Annotated in this window: 18 protein-coding genes; 10 read left to right on the top strand and 8 right to left on the bottom strand. The window is 46.1% G+C overall.

All coding sequences use genetic code 11. The annotated features are described in order from the left end of the window. Positions 1-49: 49 nt before the first annotated feature. Positions 50-928: a hypothetical protein gene (locus V202x_RS10440; RefSeq protein ID WP_144988719.1), complete on the bottom strand. Its 879-nt coding sequence runs from the start codon at positions 926-928 to the stop codon at positions 50-52. 334 nt (positions 929-1,262) lie between these two features. On the opposite strand from V202x_RS10440, the gene ispF reads away from it, so the two are divergent. From ispF to V202x_RS10465, 5 genes are all read left to right on the top strand, one after another. Continuing rightward, on the top strand, positions 1,263-1,775 hold the full coding sequence (gene ispF / locus V202x_RS10445; protein WP_145174034.1) for a 2-C-methyl-D-erythritol 2,4-cyclodiphosphate synthase: 513 nt from the start codon (positions 1,263-1,265) through the stop codon (positions 1,773-1,775). 76 nt (positions 1,776-1,851) lie between these two features. Further along, positions 1,852-3,408: a cysteine--tRNA ligase gene (gene cysS / locus V202x_RS10450; protein ID WP_145174037.1), complete on the top strand. Its 1,557-nt coding sequence runs from the start codon at positions 1,852-1,854 to the stop codon at positions 3,406-3,408. A gap of 43 nt (positions 3,409-3,451) precedes the next feature. Beyond that, the gene (gene ruvC / locus V202x_RS10455; RefSeq protein ID WP_145174040.1) at positions 3,452-3,982 is read left to right on the top strand and encodes a crossover junction endodeoxyribonuclease RuvC; all 531 of its coding nucleotides are present in this window, start codon (positions 3,452-3,454) and stop codon (positions 3,980-3,982) included. 37 nt (positions 3,983-4,019) lie between these two features. Further along, on the top strand, positions 4,020-4,640 hold the full coding sequence (gene ruvA / locus V202x_RS10460; protein ID WP_145174043.1) for a Holliday junction branch migration protein RuvA: 621 nt from the start codon (positions 4,020-4,022) through the stop codon (positions 4,638-4,640). A gap of 264 nt (positions 4,641-4,904) precedes the next feature. After that, entirely contained in the window at positions 4,905-6,218 is a 1,314-nt protein-coding gene (locus tag V202x_RS10465; protein ID WP_145174046.1) for an HD-GYP domain-containing protein, read from the top strand. 41 nt (positions 6,219-6,259) lie between these two features. Here V202x_RS10465 and V202x_RS10470 read toward each other — a convergent pair whose 3' ends face one another. The 7 genes from V202x_RS10470 to V202x_RS10500 all read right to left on the bottom strand — a co-directional run bounded on the left by V202x_RS10470 (position 6,260) and on the right by V202x_RS10500 (position 11,369). Next, a complete protein-coding gene (locus tag V202x_RS10470; protein WP_197993329.1) occupies positions 6,260-7,618 on the bottom strand; it encodes a glycerate kinase in 1,359 nt (452 codons plus the stop codon). Between the two features lie 46 nt (positions 7,619-7,664). Then, positions 7,665-8,222 carry a hypothetical protein gene (locus V202x_RS10475; RefSeq protein WP_145174052.1) on the bottom strand — a complete coding sequence of 186 codons (558 nt, stop codon included), beginning with the start codon at positions 8,220-8,222 and terminating at the stop codon, positions 7,665-7,667. Continuing rightward, the gene (locus V202x_RS10480) at positions 8,222-8,440 is read right to left on the bottom strand and encodes a hypothetical protein (protein WP_144988733.1); all 219 of its coding nucleotides are present in this window, start codon (positions 8,438-8,440) and stop codon (positions 8,222-8,224) included. The genes V202x_RS10475 and V202x_RS10480 overlap by 1 nt, the downstream gene beginning before the upstream one ends. Before the next feature lie 362 nt (positions 8,441-8,802). Beyond that, on the bottom strand, positions 8,803-9,444 hold the full coding sequence (locus tag V202x_RS10485; protein ID WP_145174056.1) for an HAD-IA family hydrolase: 642 nt from the start codon (positions 9,442-9,444) through the stop codon (positions 8,803-8,805). 29 nt (positions 9,445-9,473) lie between these two features. Continuing rightward, positions 9,474-9,785, bottom strand: coding sequence for a Rieske (2Fe-2S) protein (locus tag V202x_RS10490; RefSeq protein WP_145174058.1), 312 nt, complete (start codon positions 9,783-9,785; stop codon positions 9,474-9,476). A gap of 197 nt (positions 9,786-9,982) precedes the next feature. Beyond that, positions 9,983-10,963, bottom strand: coding sequence for a lysophospholipid acyltransferase family protein (locus V202x_RS10495; RefSeq protein ID WP_145174061.1), 981 nt, complete (start codon positions 10,961-10,963; stop codon positions 9,983-9,985). 112 nt (positions 10,964-11,075) lie between these two features. Continuing rightward, entirely contained in the window at positions 11,076-11,369 is a 294-nt protein-coding gene (locus V202x_RS10500) for a DUF6868 family protein (RefSeq protein WP_145174064.1), read from the bottom strand. 228 nt (positions 11,370-11,597) lie between these two features. On the opposite strand from V202x_RS10500, the gene V202x_RS10505 reads away from it, so the two are divergent. From V202x_RS10505 to V202x_RS10525, 5 genes are all read left to right on the top strand, one after another. After that, positions 11,598-12,002, top strand: coding sequence for a hypothetical protein (locus tag V202x_RS10505; RefSeq protein ID WP_145174067.1), 405 nt, complete (start codon positions 11,598-11,600; stop codon positions 12,000-12,002). A 153-nt stretch (positions 12,003-12,155) separates the two neighbouring features. After that, positions 12,156-14,969 carry a multiheme c-type cytochrome gene (locus V202x_RS10510; RefSeq protein ID WP_145174071.1) on the top strand — a complete coding sequence of 938 codons (2,814 nt, stop codon included), beginning with the start codon at positions 12,156-12,158 and terminating at the stop codon, positions 14,967-14,969. A 64-nt stretch (positions 14,970-15,033) separates the two neighbouring features. Continuing rightward, positions 15,034-16,932: a CRTAC1 family protein gene (locus V202x_RS10515; RefSeq protein ID WP_145174074.1), complete on the top strand. Its 1,899-nt coding sequence runs from the start codon at positions 15,034-15,036 to the stop codon at positions 16,930-16,932. A gap of 420 nt (positions 16,933-17,352) precedes the next feature. Then, complete coding sequence (locus tag V202x_RS10520; protein WP_145174077.1) at positions 17,353-18,651, top strand: DUF1501 domain-containing protein; 1,299 nt, start codon at positions 17,353-17,355, stop codon at positions 18,649-18,651. 126 nt (positions 18,652-18,777) lie between these two features. After that, positions 18,778-21,234 carry a PPC domain-containing protein gene (locus V202x_RS10525; protein WP_145174080.1) on the top strand — a complete coding sequence of 819 codons (2,457 nt, stop codon included), beginning with the start codon at positions 18,778-18,780 and terminating at the stop codon, positions 21,232-21,234. Positions 21,235-21,257 lie beyond the last annotated feature (23 nt).

The following is a 21,257-nucleotide window of genomic DNA, read 5'->3' on the forward strand; positions in this document are numbered from 1 at the left end:
TCGTGATGAAAAGATAAGAAGGCACTTCCGCCGGGAGTTGCCTTCTTTTTTATTTAGAACGAACGACATCCATTTTTGACATGTTAGCCAAACGCACAACCAGAATTTTTTGAACGTCGGATTTTTGACCGGTTCCACGGAAGAAATGATGACCGGCTGAATTGGGTTCCGGATCATCTGTAGCAGTGATGATTGTCATCTCTCCTACATTGAGGGTCACTTCAAACTTCTGCTTATAAAACGGTGTTGTGTTCTGCCGGTTTTCAAGTTGCCAACCGATATTCGTGGGTGTGCGTCTTAATTGTTGCGCACCGTAATGAACTTCGGGAGTAAATTCGAGGCGTGCCCAGCCATCTTGGACTTTGTGAGCCTTTACCCGCATTACACAGCGTGCCTGCTCAAATTCTTTTGTTTCTACTTGTGCTTCATCTTCAAATAAATCAAGACTGCATTGCTCATAGAATCCACTGGTTTGAATGTCAGTGGGTACTCCGGATCGCAACATCAATCGTCGTCCAGAAAGCAATAAAGATTCATCTTCATTTTCCACTCCCCCCAGATGAGACTTCAAACCGAGTAAAGTCTGTAGTGCCATTGGAGGAACAGAGCTAACATGTCCGACTCGAAACCCGTTCAGCTTCAGATTCTTCTGGTCCATCAATTCGACGGCACCGATTTCATCAACTTCATTCCAAAGCGTTGACCCGAGCAGCGGATCTGTGACAGGACGCTCAATAAAAACAATCTCTACCTGCATCGCATCTTGAGATATGGGAATCGCCGGTAATTTATTAACTGTTTTTTTCGTGGCGTGCTTGTGCAGACCCAACACAGCCCCTTCTTCGATCAGTGCGCACCCCGTCACCTTGACTACTAGAAAAACCAGAGCCACAACCAGAAACCATGATTTGTGGTGAAGTAACTTCATGTGTGAATTGGGTGAGAGAAACATTCGGAGAGGAACTATGACGATGTGACATCGCTTTGTAAATCGGAAGGGGTGGGCAGTCTAACGGACATCAGAATTTATGTCAATTTCGAATTGTGACCATGGTTTCTTCTGAGATCCAGAGGGTTCATCTGTCAATTTTCCGCTACTCCAGAATCAGGCAGGACTTCCGAACATTGGCTCATATTGCCAAGTTATCCCAGTCCGGCTATGATCTCCGTGCTTTGGTCTACCCCACGCAATTATATATTCACATGAATAGTTTTATTCTTGTCGTTGGATCAAGATTTCACAATTACGATGATCAAAACTCATGGCATCACAACCATTATCTGACAATTTACCTGAAATACGCATTGGTTCTGGCCAGGACTGCCACCGGCTCGCATCCGGCTACCAGCTCATTATAGGAGGAGTCCCCATTGAGTTTGAAATGGGACTTGTTGGACATAGTGATGCGGACGTCCTGCTGCATGCGATAACGGATGCTCTCCTGGGAGCAGCCGGTCTGGGTGATATCGGCGAGATGTTTCCTAACACGGAAGAGCGCTGGAAAGATGCCGACTCACGAGATTTACTGATCGCAGCCTACCAGAAGGTTCAGAAGGCAGATTGGCAAATAGTAAACCTGGATTGCACAATTTCGGCTGAACGACCTAAACTAGCTGCTTACAAACCATTAATTCGAAAATCAATCGCCACGACACTCAACATTCACGAGCAGCAAATTAACATCAAAGCCAAAACAGGAGAACGTGTGGGTCCGGTGGGAAGACAAGAAGCGATGACGGCAGATGCTATCGTGCTTTTAACACGTGAAAAATAAATGAATGACAACCTGTGCTTGCTTCAGCAAGCGAACCCTTAATTGATAACAGAAAGTAATTCAGGTATTTGGGACAATGACACTAAGAATTTACAATACTCTGAGTCGAAAAAAAGAAGACTTTCAAACTCTCAAACCAGGGAAAGTGGGTATCTATCTCTGTGGCCCCACAGTTTATAAACATGCTCACATCGGCCACATGGTGGGACCGGTGATTATCGATACCATCGCACGCTATTTAAAGTACAACAACTATGAAGTCAAATTCGTCAACAATATCACAGACATCGACGACAAGCTGATCAACAGAGCCGCCGAACTGAGTACCACGGTGGACAAGTTGGCGACTGAGATGACCCAGGATTACTTTGAAAACCTGGAAACAATGGGCGTCGATACGATTACTGATTTCCCCAAAGCAACCGATTACATCCCGGAAATGCTGGAGATCATTCAATCGTTGATCGAGAAAGGCAATGCGTATCCTCTCGATGGGGACGTCTATTTTTCGGCGGAGTCAGATCCTAATTATGGTTCTCTCAGCGGCCGCAAAATTGAAGAAATGATTGCGGGCACTCGTGTGGAAGCCAATGATAAAAAGAAGAACCCTGCTGACTTCGCACTTTGGAAACGATCGCGCGAGGGAGAACCTGCCTGGGACAGTCCCTGGGGACCAGGTCGTCCTGGTTGGCACATTGAATGTTCGGCTATGAGCCGCAAATTACTTGGGGATTCGTTTGACATCCATGGTGGTGGCCTCGATTTAATGTTCCCACATCATGAAAATGAACGCGCACAGTCAGAATGCTGTACGGGAAAAAATTACGTGCGTTACTGGGTCCACAATGGATTAATGCAGGCCAGTGATGCTCCCGGGAAAGTGGGAGGACAACACGACCGTCACGGAGATGTGGTTGTGGACCAGGAGGCGCAGGAAGCCGATAAGCTCTCGGGCTCCAAAGGTGCAGCTTCGGTGAAAGAGCTGTTCGCCATTCATCCCCCTGAGCTTGTCCGTTTGTTTTTACTGTCGACTCATTACCGTAGCCCCATCGCCTTCAGCGACGAAAATATTCAAGAAACCGGGAAAGGTGTCGAAGGATTCTACCGCTTCTTTGAGACGTATGAGCGGATCACAGGAGAAAGCTTTTACAATCTTCCTGCGTCAGAAAAACGAGAACATTCGGTTTCTCTGGAAGGAACGCCTGCGGAATACTTCCAGCAGCTATCAGAATTGCGTCAACGATTTCTGGAAGCAATGGATGACGACTTTAATACCGGGGGAGCGATCGGTGTACTATTCGAGTTACGTTCTACATTGAACGCATTAATCCATGAAGAAAAACTGGATGGTGAAGGAAAACAGAACCAGCCTATGATTGAGGCATTGAAATCGGGAGCCTGCCTGCTGAAAGAATTGTCGAATCTATTGGGTGTATTCCGCAAAGCACCTGAAAAAGAAGCAGAGGCCGATGATGGACTCGCCAATCAGTTGATGGAATTGGTATTGGAAATCCGAGAGGAGGCGCGTGCCAGTAAAAACTGGGACATCGCTGACAAAATTCGTGATGGACTGGCTGCTTGTCAAATTACTGTCGAAGATCGTCCTGAGGGTAGTCTCTGGCGTCGTGGCTAGAATTGTAATTGTTAGATCAATGCACTGATCGATCGAGTCAAACATGAATTTAAACTCGACAACGGATGATGAAGAGTTAAGAAATCCCACGCGGTTCCTGGGAATCGACCCCGGTCTCAACCGGACAGGCTACGCATTACTGGAACATTCGTTAAAAGGCCCGGTGCTCTGTGAAGGAGGAATCATTCGTTCTACTCAGGAATCGAATCTGGCAAACCGCGTGCATGAAATCGCATCAGGAATTCGGGAAGTCATTGACGAATATCGACCAGATGTAATGGTCATTGAACAGGTTTTTACGACGCCCAAATTTCCCAAAAGTTCGATCATCATGGCCCATGCCCGCGGCGCAATCATCTATGTAGCCCACGAAGCAACTGTTCCTGTCGTGCATTATACACCAACTCAAATTAAAAGACTCATTACTGGCAGTGGTCGGGCATCTAAAGAACAAATGCAACATGCCATCAAAACAGAACTCGGTCTGAAAACAATTCTGGAACCCAATGATGTCGCTGATGCATTTGCGGCAGCTTTGTGCCATTACCATACGATACGCATCGCCTGCATCTGACAGGTGAATTCACAAATCATCACTCAATCGAGCAACTATGATTACCAATATTCGCGGCGAACTTGTTGAACTCAATCTTACTGAAGCAATTATCTCAGTTGGCGCGTTTGATTATCAGGTTTTTATTCCTGAATTTGTTCGCCGCCAGTTACAATCGCTCATTGGTCAGGAAGTCAGTCTTAAAACGATCCAGTACATTGAAGGCAATCCACAAAAAGGCAGGCTCACACCTCGCTTGATCGGCTTTATGAACCATGCAGAGAAAGAGTTCTTTGAACTCGTCTGCTCGGTCGATGGAGTGGGTGTTAAGAAAACCTTGCGTGCGATGGTACGACCTGTAAAAGAAGTCGCGACGGCCATCGAAGAAAATGATCTCAAGCAACTCACAACCCTGCCTGGCATTGGTCCCGCGGTTGCCGAGCGAATTGTTGCGAAGCTCAGGCGTAAAATGACGAAATTCGCACTGATTATAGCAAAAGAGTTTCCCGCCGATGAACAGAGCCCGGATGTGTTTGGAGAAGCATATGAAGCACTACTGAGCTTAGGATATTCGGCAACAGAAGCCCGCACAAAAGTGGAAACCATCGCTTCCGAAGGGAAAAAATTCAAAAACATCGAAGACTTCTTGACGGCACTCTATCAACAGGAACGCGGATAATAGCCGGAAACAGGTGTAAATTCATTTCTGCTACAATCACTATAACCGATAGATCGGTTATGTCTTCACTCAGAAGTTCTTTGTAAAGCGTCTAAAAAGGTTTACCGTCTGTTCTGGTGCCATATCTAAACTAAATTTTAACAATCCTGCTCTCTTCCTGCGCGGTTCACAAGAATTGGATTGAACCGGCTCAGCGCATGTCGTTTTAAAATAAATTGATGTTGCATAAACTGAACAAAAACAAAGAACTACGGCGTTAATTTTATGGTTGCTCAATCGGTCAAAAATAAAGCCAGTCAATACACTTCTTTGGATATTGACCGACTTCGGATGGGAGTCAAATTACAGGCTCCGATTTTTGACGCCGACAGTGAAAAAAATATCTTGCTGCTGGCCAGCGGTAAAACAATCACAAAAGGTACGATTGAGAACCTGAAAAAGCGCGGCATTCGTAGCGTGCGAGTCCACGAACGCGACCTGCAGAATTTGATGCTGGCTCCTGGCGAGAGTCAAAATTCCGAACCGAAATCGAATCAGAACAAGCGACGGCAGAAAATTCGGCTCCAATCTGTGCAGGCCGCTTCGCAAAAACAGGAGATGAATACTCAACGCACAGATTCTCCCTGGCACATTCAAACCAGTTCTTTCTTGCATGAAATCAAACCGGTTCAAAACAGTAGTTATTCTACTGAAATGAAAAATCAGTATCGGGAACAGTTTACTGCCTTAACTAAAATTACGAATAACGTTTACAAGCAACTGCTTTCAACAAAGCAAATCAGCATGCGACAGATCTATGACATCACTAATATTTCATTCGTGCAAATGGCAGAGGACATGGATCTTTTTGTCTTGGAAGGAATGACGCCAATTGATGTCGGCAATTTCTGTAGACATGGGCTGCAAATGTCGAGTCTCGCTATGGCAATTGGCACGCAACTCGGATTAAGTCGTGAGAATTTGATAAAGCTTTCCATTGGTTGTCTATTGCATGATACAGGGATGGATCGCGTGAATTCACAGGCACTCTGGAAAACGAAACCACTCAATCCGATTGAGATTCTCGAGCTAAAAAAACATCCCACGATCACTTATGATTTATTAAATCAAGTCACTGAAGTTCCCACGATCTCGAAGCTCATCGCATATCAAATCCACGAACGCTGTGATGGATCAGGCTATCCCAGAGGCCAAAAAGGGCACCAAATTCATCCTCTTGCAAAAATTGCCAGTGTGGCAGACGAATTTATTGACCTTGTGTCATCGCGTCCCAACAAACTCGGGCTACTACCTTATCAAGCTGCTGAAAAACTCGTCTATGAAGCTTCGTTGGGAAAATATGACTGCAACTCCGTTCGCGCCTTATTGCAATCCATTTCTCTGTACCCGGTCGGCTCTCTCGTTGAACTTAACAACGGAAAACAGGCTATTGTGATCCGGACAAACCGAACCTATTACGATAATCCGATTGTTGAAATCCTAGAACAAGATGGTCTCCATCAATTGACGAATCTCCTGGATTATGACGACGTGCATGTCGTTCGTGCTGTATCTGAACAAGAACTACAAATGGCTTGAGTTCCCAGTTAACTCACGATACAAGTAAGCCCTTGAACTGATTATTGCACTAGAGCCACTCTTAAATCCATGACATTGGTCTGCGTGGCACCTGTCTTCAATAAACCATTACAGGCTGCAAGACAGGGATAAGAATTGTGTTCTTTCAAAAAAGCATCAGGATCTAACTGAAGTGTATACGCCTGTTGGAGAATGGTAGTATCAAGGATGCCACCTGCTGCATCGGTGGGGCCATCTTCTCCATCAGTTCCTCCAGATAGTATGCAGACATTAGAAATTTCCTCATTCCAAAGACGCTGCATTGCAGCCAACACGACTTCCTGATTCCGCCCACCTTTACCCGGATTCTGCGTGGAAGACAAATCGACTATAGGTTCGCCTCCACTCAAGACACAAGCTGGTCTCATAATAGGTCCTCTGCCCGCATAAAACTCGAGGCAAACTTCTGCCAGTTCGACCCCAATTTCAGCAGCAATACCTTCGTTCTCAGAACCCATCGAGTAGATTTCGTAGCCTAACTCCAGCGCTGTTTGTTTTGCTGCTGCTAATGCAGTCGCGTTGCTGCCAATAATCTGATTGATGACTCTTGTCTGATAAGATTTTTTCAGTTCAGAAGATGGTTTCCGATTATTCTCCAGCACTTCCCAAACAGTGGCAGGCACTTGTTGTGGATCTTTTACAAGCCGTTTTAATATTTCTGCTGCTTCATCCGGTGTTGAAGTGTCAGCAACAGTTGGCCCGGAAGCAATGAACTCCAATGGATCGCCAACAACGTCTGAAATCACCAGTGCAATTAAAGTCCCGCAAGTGGCGGCCTCAGCTAAACGGCCTCCCTTGACTTCGGAAATTTGTTTACGAACACAATTCAGCTCCTGAATACTGGCGCCCGACGACATCAGCAACCGGGTTACAGCCTGTTTGTCTTCCAGCGTCACGGGAGGGAGAGGAGCCGGTAATAACGCACTGCCTCCCCCCGAGATAAGTACCAGACAAATGTCATCAGGTGATAAGCTGGAAATCTGCTGAAGAATTTGCTTTGAACCAAACACCCCTTTGGCCGTCGGTTCATTTAAACTGGCAGGTCGCGCTGCGTGCAGATGGATTCGTTCCAGAGGACGCACACAATCAGCGGGTACGTTCACCCAGCCCAAAAGCTGCTTTTCGAGAAGAGAACCTTTGACAGCCGCTTCCACACCAGCGGCCATACCGCTACCTGCTTTACCGGCTCCAACAACAAGTAACTTTTTCTGGTCATGTATCGGTATGGAGTGACCACAAATGGTAAGTTCGTTGTCTGTAACCTGGATGGCATTGCGGACAAGTGCTTCTGAATCGACTGCCTTGACTCCTGCATGCCAGATCTGTAATGCACGTTCAGTAATTGAAGGAGTTTCAGACATAGAGACCTCGGAAGAAAAAAGCATGCACTCGAAGAATATAAAACCGTTATGGATCTACTTGCCCCGAAGAAGATTCTGTAACGGTTGTATTTAAAGCACGCGCGAGCTTTTTTGCAAGGACACGGTCTTCTGCCTCAGCCGGAGGAATACCTTCTTTGATTAATTCTTCCCGATAATGTCGATCTTCTTGATCATACCACAGAGGATCAACCTTGGCCTGGGAAATGGAGCTCACTTTCCAGACACCTGTCGAGCTTTTAATAAGATGGATTTCCGGCTTAATGGCATATCCGGTCTTCTGAATTTGAATTCGAGCCTCAGCGGTCTTTCCCGTCAATCGAACTTGAAGAAAACGATAATCGAGGTTTTCAAGACTCTCCTGTGAATCTTGTTTTAATTTTGCAGCCAGTTCTGCTTTCTCGGGTGTCAGCAGGGCGCGAATTCGATTTTCATTTCCTGTTTCTAAAGCCTTCACAAACTCTAGCGCAACCTGCTTCACCTTATAACGATCATAAAACCGCTGTGCACCCCAAACGACCAAAAAGAGGCCCATGGCGATGAGCGCGATAATCAGAAACTTTTGAGACAGCGGCCGTTTGACCATTAGGCGCCCGGGCGAAGATGACTGTAGGCTGAAAGAATGGCATATAAATCAGAGGGAATTTTCACTTCGTCATCGGAAAAGTCAGAGACCCAGGTACGACGATAGTAAACCGCTTCTGCTAAAGCGTCTGCAATTTCCCCAAAACGGACATTGACCAAAGAGTCTGCCTGTTCTGGTGTTTCTTCCTCACCGGTGAAAATTCGAAGTCGATGTTGCATTTGAGGATCCTTCCCTATATTGAACTAGTCAATTTTTGCGAGGTTAATTCTATAGCCAAGCAGAGGTATTTCCCTGCACACAAAAATCATCCAATAAGCACTGAACATACTAAAAGCCAGAATCCGACCTGGCGTAATATTAAGTATCGGCTTAACCAATTTGGCATCTTGACCGAAAAGTTCGGTTTTTTTTGATTTTATCGGCTGTAAGATCTACTCATTTTACTCAGTATGAAATTGAGTCTGTAAAATTTACCAGTCGATCGGCGAATTTCGCGCATTGAAATTGATCGTGGATTTTTCAAACAGCAATCTTTGCCGGGTAGAGATGCCACTCGCTTTGAAAAGATTCAGGAATGACCTCATTCAAAACCGAGCAAGGCCGGAAGTTCGCGCATGGAACGAAAGGATTTCGCGCCGAATGCTTCCAGTTCTGTTGGTGAACTATGGTCGGCATAACCAAGTACCGGAATCCCCGCAGCGACCGCTGCCTTGACTCCCAGATGACTATCTTCCACAACCACACATTCTTCCGGATGGACTCCCATTTGTGAGGCCGCATAGAGATAAAGATCCGGTTCTGGTTTCCAGACTCCCAGAGTGTAGGCAGAATAAACTCGTCCTTCAAAGAAATGAAGCAAATCCGTGATTCCCAATGTGAGCGCCATCTTTTCTTCCGGACCGTTCGAGGCGACACACTTTGTAACGGGAATCGACTCCAGGGCTTCGCGAACTCCTTGAATTGCCTCTAGTTCCGCTTGAAATACTTCTGCCATCTGCGCGCGCACTTGAGTAGCAAAATCATCCGGTAATTTTTTCCCCATTTGCTCTTCGACGACTGCAATGCAGTCTGCCAGTTTGCCACCTTTAAATTGCTGAACTGCCTGCTCGGGTGAGAGTGGATAACCCATTTGAGTAATCATCTCCGCCAAGACACGATTTCCCAGGGTTTCACTGTCAACCAGCACTCCATCGCAATCAAAAATCACAGCTTTACAGTTCATTTCGCTCAATTCGCCTCTTTGCTGGCTAGTTACTCGGGTAATTCAATATAAATACCATCATCTTCCACAAAGACGGGAAACGTGGGATGACACAAACGCTGATTCAGGCAATGCTGTCCGGAAGTCACATCAAACTGCCATCCATGCCAGGGACAGGTGACAATCGTTCCATTTAACGTTCCCTCACCCAACGGCCCCCCCGCATGCGGACAGACTCCATCCATCGCATAATACTGCTGATCCACATGAAATAACGCGATGACTTGATCTTCGACAACAAACTCTCCCGCTGATCCTGTGGGAACTTCATCTTCAGCTGCAATCCGTACCTTTTTACCCATTTGCCCCTCCGATCCACTTCCTCAAAAGTCCAGACACGAGCCAATGACCAAGGTAAGCAGGATCTTGTTGTCAAAGCGATCCATTCAATAGTCGTTCGAAAAGACGGCCAATGAAATAAGACAGTAACGACTCGACGCGCATCTTTAGAAATCAGGCTCTGAGAGAGGTTGTAGTAGACTTATGCGCCTGAATCAATTCAAGCAGCCTTTTTTTCCGGAAGAGACTCGGACAGACGCTTCTTTTTTGCACAGACACGCGGCTGACTTTTCCAGCGGCGATGAACCCAGAAATACTGTTCTGGTGATTTTCGGATCGCTCTTTCCAAGGCGGTCGTAAACTGTTGAGTGATCTCACCCACGGGATCATTCGAGACACATTGAGTGGAATCGATCAGTTGTTCACAACCCAATTCGAAATGCACCCATTGACGATTCTCGAAGTGATCGGGAAGCCGACGAGAGTAACCAACACATATATAGGCCCGATACTCAAGGGCTAATAAAGCGATTGACTTAAACGTGGATGCCGGCTTGCCAAAAAAGTCGACGAATAATCCCCGTTTTCCCGCATCCTGATCACCAAGTAACGCCAGATGCCCTCGGCGCTCGATGGTGGCAATCATGTCATCATAGCCTCCACTTTTTGCCATGGCGCGATGTCCGGTAGATTGCCGAAATTTTTCAAACCAGTTGTTCAAAAAGGGATTATCTAACTCTCGGGCGACGACGCCCATCGGAAATCCAAACAAGCCAAATACGGAAACCGCCATCTCCCAGTTACCATAATGACCACTTAACAAGATCACGGGTCTACCAGAACACAAAGCGGTAATTAATTCTGGTGGATAATCAAACTTCATCACTTCATAGATATTCCCACGATGTAACTTACGTGGTAACTGAATAATTTCAACGACCATTCGAAACAGATGCACCCACATTTGAAAGATGGTCTGTTCAATTTCTTTTTCAGATAGTTCCTCACCAAAGGCGGTTCGCAAATTTTCGGAGGCGACCTGATAACGCGTCAGCTTGCGAGGCAGACAATAGTGGATAAAGAATGCAAGGCATTTCGCGAGTGCAACTGATTCTCGAACGGGTAGACACCGCACGATGCAAACTAACGTGCGGAAGATCAGATATTCCAAACGGTACCTTGCCATTCGCCAATTGATCATACTACCGATTCCTCAAGCTTCCCTGCTTTACTTTCACGACTTTGTCCGACGATGCAGACTAAAGTCGTGAAAGTGTCTTCGGAATCCGAATTTTCGTCAACCCCCAATTCCATTATGCTGAATTCACCGGCTGATTTCTCTTCAACTGCCATTTGATGGCCAGACAAGGGAAGAGAAAAAACAGGAAGGCACAAAGCTTCAAGAAGGTCATCCCGTAAAAATTGATTTGGATAAACTCTGGCTTACTTAACTCGTTAAACCATTGCGATTGAAATTCCCAGGCCCAATCTCCAGCTTGAGTAAAAGCGGCAAACCAGACCAGGAGCACTCCCATGGTCATTAAGAAGCACTTGAAGCAAATTCTTCCTACATCACTTAACAATTCACGATTATCAGACTGGCTCATTGTGATACTCCTTCCATCTCAACATATGATTTGACTCAATTTTTGGCTTTTGAGACACATTAGTGATCACAGTGTCAGACAATAAAACGACCAAATTCGCCTGAGCGATTACTTTTTTTCTCGGATTTAAAACCGTTTTTGTATATATTTATGTATATACTTATAGCAAGAGATCTATTTCTGACTGATTCTATCACGTTTTCTCAGCTTCATTTCGTAGTAATGAGTATGTTGCACCGATCACATCAACAATCTGCAATGCAAGTTCTACTGACTGCAGTCACGGTGTGCGCATTCACTTTGCTAACGAGTGAATCGGCGAATGCCACGTGTGGTGATTATCTTTCCCACGCTGGTCAGCAAAATGAGAATCCAATGATCCTGTTGCATGCACCAGATCAAAGACCACAATCCCCTCCCTGTTCGGGTCCGGAATGTGGCAATCAACAATCTGATCCGCAACCGCAAACGCCTGCGATTACGATTACTATCTTAAAGCCCGCTTGCTCTCTCTTTTCAGAGACAGTTCCTGCCCACACACTTCGGAGTGAATCAATGTATTATGAAACATTGATTCTACCTGAGAGCCATGGAAGACGTGTTGATCGTCCTCCACAGGCTTTGGCCTCTTGAAACGCATTTGTCACAGAAACATTGTTTCTGTCGTTTCATGAAACTTGTCAGTGCGCAGCCATTCTCATTTCAGAGATGGTCTAACGCCGATCATTGAGTCATTGATGAGACGAGTTTCGATTGCAGCCATTTTTTGCAGGATCTATCGTCACTATGACATCCTCCGATTCATCAGTGGTTGAATCACAGCCACGCCGCGTTGTTCGCCGCGCCATCGGTCCGAAATTGCGCAAGGTATTATATCTGGTTTTGTTTCTGGTCGCGTTACTGGGCGCCAATTCCATTTACCTGGTCAGTATCACTGTTTACGACTGGTTGAGTGGTGAAACTCTGGAGAACTGGTTTTATCAATATATGTTTCTAGGACATTTGATCCTGGGACTATTACTACTGGCTCCCTTTGTTCTGTTTGGCGTTGTGCATATCTTTAATACGAAGAACCGTCTCAATCGCCGCGCGGTGCGTGTGGGCTATGCGCTGTTCATCACTTCCTGCCTGTTATTGATCTCCGGAATCCTCTTATTACGGATTGGCTCATTTGACTTAAAAAACCCGACCGCACGGTCGATCACTTATTGGTGCCACGTAATCTCTCCACTATTTGCCATCTGGCTGTATTGGCTGCATCGGCTGGTAGGCCCCAAAATCCGCTGGAAAGTTGGCATCACATACATGGGTTTCATTTCCGTCATGGTGGTTGGCATGTTAATGTTCCATTCGGCTGATCCTCGAAAATGGAATGTCGCAGGTCCCCAGGAAGGTGAGAAATACTTCTTTCCTTCACTGGCTCGTACGGCAACCGGTGACTTCATTCCGGCAAAAGCATTGATGATGGATGACTATTGTCAAAAGTGTCACCCTGATACCCATGCCGACTGGAAAAACAGTGTGCATCACCTCAGCTCATTTAATAATCCCGCTTATCTGGCATCAGTTCGTGAAACACGCAAAGTGGCTTTTGAACGTGATGGCAACTTACAAGCAGCCCGCTTCTGCGCAGGTTGCCATGATCCGGTCCCTTTCTTCAGTGGCGCCTTTGATGATCCCAACTTTGACGATATCAATCATCCCACAGCTCAGGCAGGCATTACCTGCACTTCTTGCCATGCCATCACTCACGTCAACAGTGTGCGAGGTAATAGTGACTTCACAATAGAAGAACCAATCCACTACCCCTTCGCTTTTAGTGACAACCCGTTTTTACAATGGGTCAATAACCAGTTGGTAAAAGCAAAGCCTGCATTTCATAAAAAAACATTTTTAAAAGATTTACACAAATCAACTAAGTTCTGTGGCTCTTGTCACAAGGTGCATTTACCCGAAGAACTGAATCAATATAAATTTCTACGCGGGCAAAACCATTATGACTCTTTTTTACTGAGTGGTGTGTCTGGTCATGGCGCGCGGAGTTTTTATTATCCGCCGCAAGCAGAAGAAAATTGCAACAAATGCCACATGCCTGCAAAAGCCTCTGACGATTTTGCAGCCAGACACTTTTACGATTCTAAAGAACTCAGTGTCCACAACCATTTGTTTCCCTCCGCCAATACAGCGATTGCCGCCCTGCGCAATGATTCGAGCACAGTAAAGGCACATCAGGATTTTCTCAAAGACAATCTGCGTGTCGATTTATTCGGCGTCCGGGAAGAGGGAACCATCGACGGAAAATTGATTGCCCCCTTACGTCCCGCGGTCCCTGTCTTAAAACCGGGTAAAACATATCTGTTAGAGACAGTACTCCGTACCCTGAAAGTGGGACACCATTTCACCCAAGGCACTGCCGACTCGAATGAGGTCTGGCTAGACATCGTTGTCAAAAGCGGTGACCGCATCATCGGCCGCAGCGGTTCTCGGGAAGAAGATGGGACCGTTGACCCCTGGTCGCATTTTGTGAATGCGTTTGTGATCGACCGCGAAGGCAATCGTATCGCGCGTCGTAACGCAGAGGACATTTTTGTCGCCCTGTATAACAATCAGATTCCCCCCGGCGCCGGGCAAACTATTCATTATGAGCTCAAGCTTCCCAATGATCTAGCAGCGCCGGTCACTGTTGAAGCGAAATTGCAGTATCGAAAATTTGATACACACTATATGCAGTTCATCGCATCGTCGCTCGAATCCAAAGGGCAGAAACTCCCTGGAAAGCAGCCGGGCGTTCCTTATGTGAATACATTGCCAATTACCACAATTGCCTCTGATACGATTACGTTTCCCGTAGAAGGAGTTACAACCAAGGTCACAAACAAGCCAGTTGAGATTCCAGAGTGGGAACGTTGGAACGATTATGGCATCGGACTCTTTCTCAAAGGCAAAGCAGAATTAAGACAGGCGACTGAAGCATTCGAACGAGTCGATCAACTAGGCCGCTATGATGGCTCCTTGAATCTCGCGCGTGTTTACTTTCGTGAAGGACGATTATTGGACGCTGTAGATATTCTGAAAAAAGCCACCACATTTACTGATCCCCCCGCCCCTGCCTGGACGCTCGCCTGGCTAAGCGGCAAGGTAAACCAGCAGTTGGGACATCTGGAAGAAGCAGAACGAAATTTTCGCAGTGTGCTGGAAGATCAGACCGAAGAGCGAATCCGCCGCGGATTTGACTTCAGTAAAGATTATGTCGTCATCAATGACCTGGGGCAAAACTTGTTCGATCAGGCCAAGCGATTCCGTACCAAAGCCCAGCAAGACCAGCGCGATCAACTTCTGGATCAGGCAAAGGCGCAGTTCTTAAAGACACTGGAACTGGATCCGGAAAATGTGACCGCGCATTACAACCTCTCATTAATCTATGAGCAACGGGAAGAAGCAGAACTAGCAACCAAACATCGAAAACTACATCAGAAATACAAAATCGATGATACGGCAAGAGGGCTTTCCGAACGAAAGGCCCGTGAGAAGTACCCGGCAGCCAACCACGCGGCCGAACACCCAGTGATTTATTCACTCAATCGAACGATAAAACCATAACGCAACAGTTTTCACTTCTCTAATACAGCAGAGTCTTTGAACGAGAATTAACAAAGGTCATTCGATGGCAAAACCAAACGACGCCAATCTGGAAGAAGAAACACAACAAAACGACGAATCCATTGGTCGTGCCTTTTGGTATTCCCTGATCGTGATGGCTGTCGTCGCGCTTGTTGGAGGGGCAATTTTTTTCATTACACAACAACGTCAGCCTCAAGAAATAGTAAAGGAAACCCCATTAACCTTACCCAAAGAACGTGATGTTGAAGAAATCATTCTCCCCAGGATTCCCTTTACTGACATTACAAAAGAGGCAGGCATCGATTTCGTTCACAACAATGGCGCTGCGGGAGAAAAACTGCTTCCTGAAACGATGGGAGGTGGCGCTGCATTTTTTGATTATGATAATGATGGTGATCAGGACTTACTGCTGGTCGGCGCGCAAAATTGGCCGTGGGATCAAAAACAGGAAATTCCAAGTTCGGGATCTTCATTGACCTTGTATCAGAATGATGGCACAGGCCATTTTAAAGATGTGACTGCCGAAATGGGCTTGAATGTTTCGCTCTATGGAATGGGAGTCGCCTGTGGAGATTATGACAACGATGGACGCGTCGATCTGTTTATTTCCGCCTTGGGAACCAATCGTCTCTTCAAAAATGAAGGGAATCGTTTCAATGAAGTCACGAGTCAAGCAGGTATCGGCGGCCCATCAGAGCTTTGGAGCACTAGTTGCGGCTGGTTTGATTATGACCGTGATGGCGATCTGGATCTCTTAGTCTGCAACTATGTGGAATGGTCCCGCAATTTTGATCGCGCGCAGAATTTTACTCTGAAAGGTGGCATTCGCGCTTACGGTCGACCACAAAATTTTAATGGCGTACATCCCCTGCTCTATCAGAATCAGGGAAATGGAAAATTCATTGAAGTGTCTGAGCAAGCCGGTTTGAAAATTTTCAGTGCAGGCACAGGAGTCCCATTAGGAAAATCACTGGGTTTGAATTTTTATGATTTTGATCAAGATGGCTATCTTGATATCTTCATCACCAATGATACCGTTCAAAATTTTCTGTTTCATAATCAACAAAATGGTACTTTTTCAGAAATGGCGGCAATCTCTGGCGTTGCGTTTGACATGGATGGCAACGCGCGCGGTGCAATGGGCATTGACATCGCTTCATTTCGTAACGATGACACCATCGGTATCGCCATTGGAAACTTTGCCAATGAGATGACAGCCCTCTATACCTCTCCCGGAAAAGAAATGCAGTTCATTGATGAAGCGGTCTCAAACGGACTGGGTCCGCAAACACGGTTGGCTTTGACATTCGGCGTCTTCTTTTTTGATGCCGATCTTGATGGTCGCCTCGATTTGTTCTCTGCGAATGGTCATCTTGAAGAAGACATCAACATTGTGCAGCAACGGCAGCACTACAAACAAGCGCCGCAATTATTCTGGAATTGCGGCCCCGAACATGCCACAGAGTTTCTGCCCTTAGATGAATCTCTTGTTGGCTCTGACTTCGTGCGACCTCTGGTGGGCCGTGGCGCCACATTTGGTGATATCGATGCAGACGGAGATTTGGATATACTAATAATGACAACCGGAGACAGACCCAGACTCTTACGTAATGATCAACAAACGGGTCATCATTGGGCACGTTTCCGGCTCACGGGAGATCCGAATAATGGAAGCACGGAGAATGCTCTGGTTTCCAGCCGAGATGCGGTGGGCGCCCGAATTCAAATCAAAACCAAATCAGGGTTACAAAGCCGCACCGTGATACCCACCCGTAGTTACTTATCCCAAACTGAGTCACCGATTACCTTTGGGTTAGGTAATGACAGCGAAATCATCTCTGTCTCGGTTATGTGGCCATCTGGAAACATCTCGACATGGGATAACCTCGAATCGGACCGGTTGTATCAGATTTCAGAGCAAAAAGGACTTGTTGAGAAATAAAACCAGACGTTTTACCAATGTTAATATTTCCAGTGAGATCCTGGAAATAGGAAAGAAATCCTTGACAAAATCGCATCAACCATGTTTGATATATGCGTTGTTAAAGAAAGCTCTGAGTAGATAGTTTTAAATTTGTCTTGAAAAACGAAGAGCAGATTTGGCATAATACGTAACAGGTGGTTTTTCAACGATTCCTACCCCAACTGGATTTATGTGTTACAGTTAAAAAGCACTACCAGAATCACCTGCAATTAAACTCTACTATTTTATACGAATTTTAGAGCCATCCGCTGAGTTACTCAGCTTTTATCCAACCTGAAAAGATTTGTGCTCAAACCAGACAATAAGTTAATACTCTGACAAACAAGAGCCCTTAACAAAACACCGCTTATCCCCACGAACGAAAATGGAGATTTCACTATGAGCTTGAAACAATCACGTCGTGACTTTTTGCATGTTGGCTTTGCAGGTGGTATCGGACTGACTTTGCCACAGTTCCTGCGAATGAAAAGTGCGCAAGCGGAACTGAAACATTACGAAAGTAAAGAAGGTGTCGCGAAATCGGTCATCTTCATTTACCTTCCAGGGGGAGCCGCTCATCAGGAAACATGGGATCCCAAGCCTTATGCACCTGTTGAATACCGCGGGCCCATGAATTCGATCGACACAAATGTTTCGGGAGTTCGATTGAATGAGAAGATGGTAAAAACGGCACAGGTTATGGACAAGTTGACGATCTGCCGCTCCATGTCACACGGTGAAGCGGCTCATGAACGGGGCACACACAATATGTTCACCGGATATCGTCCCAGCCCTGCTCTGCAATTCCCCAGTATGGGAAGTGTAGTCACACACGAATTCGGTCCTAAGAACAACATGCCACAATATGTGTGCATTCCTAATCAGCCCAACACATTTGCAGGTACAGGATACCTTAGCTCTTCCTTTGCACCATTCAGTGTTGGTTCAGACCCTGCATCCAACGGTTTCAAAGTACGTGACCTGAATCTACCCGGCGGTGTTGATACCAACCGATTCACACGTCGTCGCTCGATATTGGGAGCCGTTAACGATCACTTTGTGTCTAAAGAAAAATCGGATGCACTAGATGCCGTTGACACCTTCTATAAGCAAGCCTACGACATGGTTTCTTCCAAAGCTTCGCAGGAAGCATTTGATCTCAACAAAGAAGATGCCAAAACTCGTGACGCTTATGGTCGTAATTCCGCAGGAGCTCGTATGCTGCTTTCACGACGTCTTGTTGAAGCGGGTGCCCGCTTCGTAACCATGACATACGGCGGCTGGGATATGCATGATCGTATTCAAGATGGAATCAACAGAAACGTGCCTTCATTTGATCAAGCTTTCGCTACTTTGATCTCAGATCTTAGCACACGTGGACTGCTCAAGAGCACTTTAGTGTGTGTCTGTAGTGAATTCGGTCGAACTCCAAAAATTAACGCGACATCCGGACGAGACCACTGGCCTAAAGTTTTCAGTGTCGTAATGGCTGGCGGAGGCATTAAGGGTGGAAACATCTATGGTGCATCTGACGCCATTGCCAGTGAACCAGAAGACAACCCACTTTCTGTTATGGATTGGGCAACAACGATCTACCATTGTATGGGAATCGTTTCTGATAAAGAACTCATGGCACCTGGTGACCGACCCATTGAAATTGTCAATGGTGGTAAAGTCATTAAGGACCTTCTTGCTTAAGCAAGCATTATATAATTTGAAACCGAAATGTTAGCACGTGAGAGCTTCTCTCGTGCTAACATTTCAATTCAGGCGAAATAAAAAACAGATATTCGAACATCTACTTTTCCAAGGGGGGGAACTGTGATGCTGCAGAAGTATACCAGCTCTGTCTGCACCGGAGTTTTGGCAATCGCATTTAGCTTGTTACTCGTGGATCTATCCGAGGCAGCAAGCCCTGGCTTAAATTATGTTCGTCCTCGGGGTGGACAACGTGGCACGGAAGTCAGCCTGACGTTCATTGGGGCTCGATTATCTGATGCCGTTGAAATTCTTTCCTATAAAAAAGGGTTCGAATTTAAAGAAATCAAAGGTAACCCCAAGAACGCGAATGTCTGTACCGCAATCGTAAAAATTGCACCAGACTGTGCTTTGGGTGAGCATACTTTCCAGGTCCGCACAAAAAGTGGTGTTTCCGACTACAAAACATTCTGGGTTGGACAGTTTCCCGAAGTCGCCGAAAAAGAGCCCAACAGTAAATTCGAAACCCCCCAGGCCATCGAGTTAAACCATACAGTAACCGGTGTCATTCAAAATGAAGATGTTGACTATTTTGTAGTAAACGCGAAAAAAGGCCAGCGTATATCAGCCGAAATTGAAGGCGTTCGTCTGGCAACCACTCTACTCGACCCTTATGTCGCAATTCTTGATGAAAAACGATTTGAACTGAAAGCAGAAGATGATCTGCCTCTGTTGAGAAATGATACAGCTGTTTCCGTCGTTGCTCCCGCAGATGGAAAATACACGATTCTTGTTCGCGATAGTTCATATCGTGGAAATGGCGCCGCCTTCTATCGCCTGCATGTGGGAACCTATCCTCGCCCTACAGCCGTTTATCCGGCCGGTGGTCAGTTAGGAACAAAGCAGAAAGTCACTTTCAAAGGCAATACAGTCAATAATCTGGTTCAGGAATTTCAGCTTCCCAATAAACCAGATGATGATTTCCGTCTCTTTGCTTCTGATGCAGGAGGCAGTGCTCCCTCTGGTAATGTCTTCCGCTTGTTCCCGCATGGTAACTCATTCGAGAAGGAACCCAACAACGAATTTAAACAAGCATCAGTAGCGACTCTCCCAAATGCTTTTAATGGCATTATCGAGAAAGCTGGTGACATTGACTACTTTAAATTCCAGGGAAAGAAAAACCAGACATTAGAAATTGAGTGTTACTCACGTCGGATCCGATCCCCCCTTGATCCCGTGATGGCCCTTTATAATGCCAAATTTCAAAGACTGGCCGCCAACGACGATTCACGCGGTCCTGACAGCTACTTCCGTTATAAGTTTCCTGCGGATGGTGAATATTATCTATCAATTACTGACCACCTCGCCCGTGGAGGTGAAGATTTTATCTATCGAGTTGAGATGCTGCCTGTGACTGCCTCATTAGATCTGGGTATTCCCAGAAATGCACGCTACTCTCAGGAACGTCAACGAATTGTTGTTGCCCGAGGAAATCGCTTCGCCGCTGTCATTAGTGTCGCTCGGAAAAATTTTGGGGGTGAAATTGTTCTTGATCCCAGTAACATTCCCAAAGGAATCAAAATGATTGCAGAGCCCATGGCCGCGAATTTAACCACCATGCCGGTTGTGTTTGAAGCTGCCGCCGATGCTCCTGTAGAAGGCGAGCTGATTGCGCTCAAAGGTCGACATGCCGATCCAAAACAAAAAATTGAAGGTGTCTTTAAAAACCGGGCTGACCTGGTTCGAGTTCGTAATAACCAATTGCTCTGGTTGAAAGATGTGGCTCAAATACCTGTAGCTGTTGTAGAAGAGCTTCCCTTTAAGTTAGATATTGTAGAACCTAAGGTTCCACTCACACGTAGCGGTTCGATGCAACTCAAAGTAGTTGTCACTCGAAAAGAAGGTTTCGATAAACCGATCACTTTACAATTTCCCTTCCGACCACCGGGAGTGGGCGCTTCCAGTCGCGTCACCATCCCGAAAGGAAAGAATGAAGCGTTCTATCCTCTCAATGCTAATGGAAATGCACAAATTAAAAAATGGAAGGTTTTTGTGATTGGTTCTGCTGATGTTGGTGGCGCCGCCTGGGTTTCATCTCAGTTGGCTTCATTGGAAGTTGCCGACTCGTTTGTGGATCTCAAACTGGCACGTTCCGCTGTGGAACAGGGAAAAGAAACAGAAATTCTCTGCACTGTCAGCATGAAAAACCCATTTGAGGGTGATGCAAAAATCAAACTGGTAGGACTACCCCCCAAAGTCACCACGACAGATATTTCGTTTAATAAAGAGAGTAAAGAGGTTGTATTCAAAGTGAAAACGGATCCCGCATCACCACAGGGACGGCATAAGAGCCTTTTCTGCCAGGTGGAAATTCCTATGAATGGCGAAACCGTTGTGCATACAACGGGCCGTACTGAACTTCGAATCGACAAACCTGCCCCACCCAAAAAGAATGAACCGCCCAAACCGAAACCAGTCGCGAAAAAAGCGCAACCCAAAAAAGAAGCGCCTCCGAAGCGGCTGACTCGACTGGAAAAACTCCGATTAGAAGCCCAGAAACGTCTGGAATCTGGTTCAAAATAACGTAGATTTAAAATAGTTCGCTC

This window comes from Gimesia aquarii (assembly GCF_007748175.1).
GTDB lineage: Bacteria > Planctomycetota > Planctomycetia > Planctomycetales > Planctomycetaceae > Gimesia > Gimesia aquarii_A.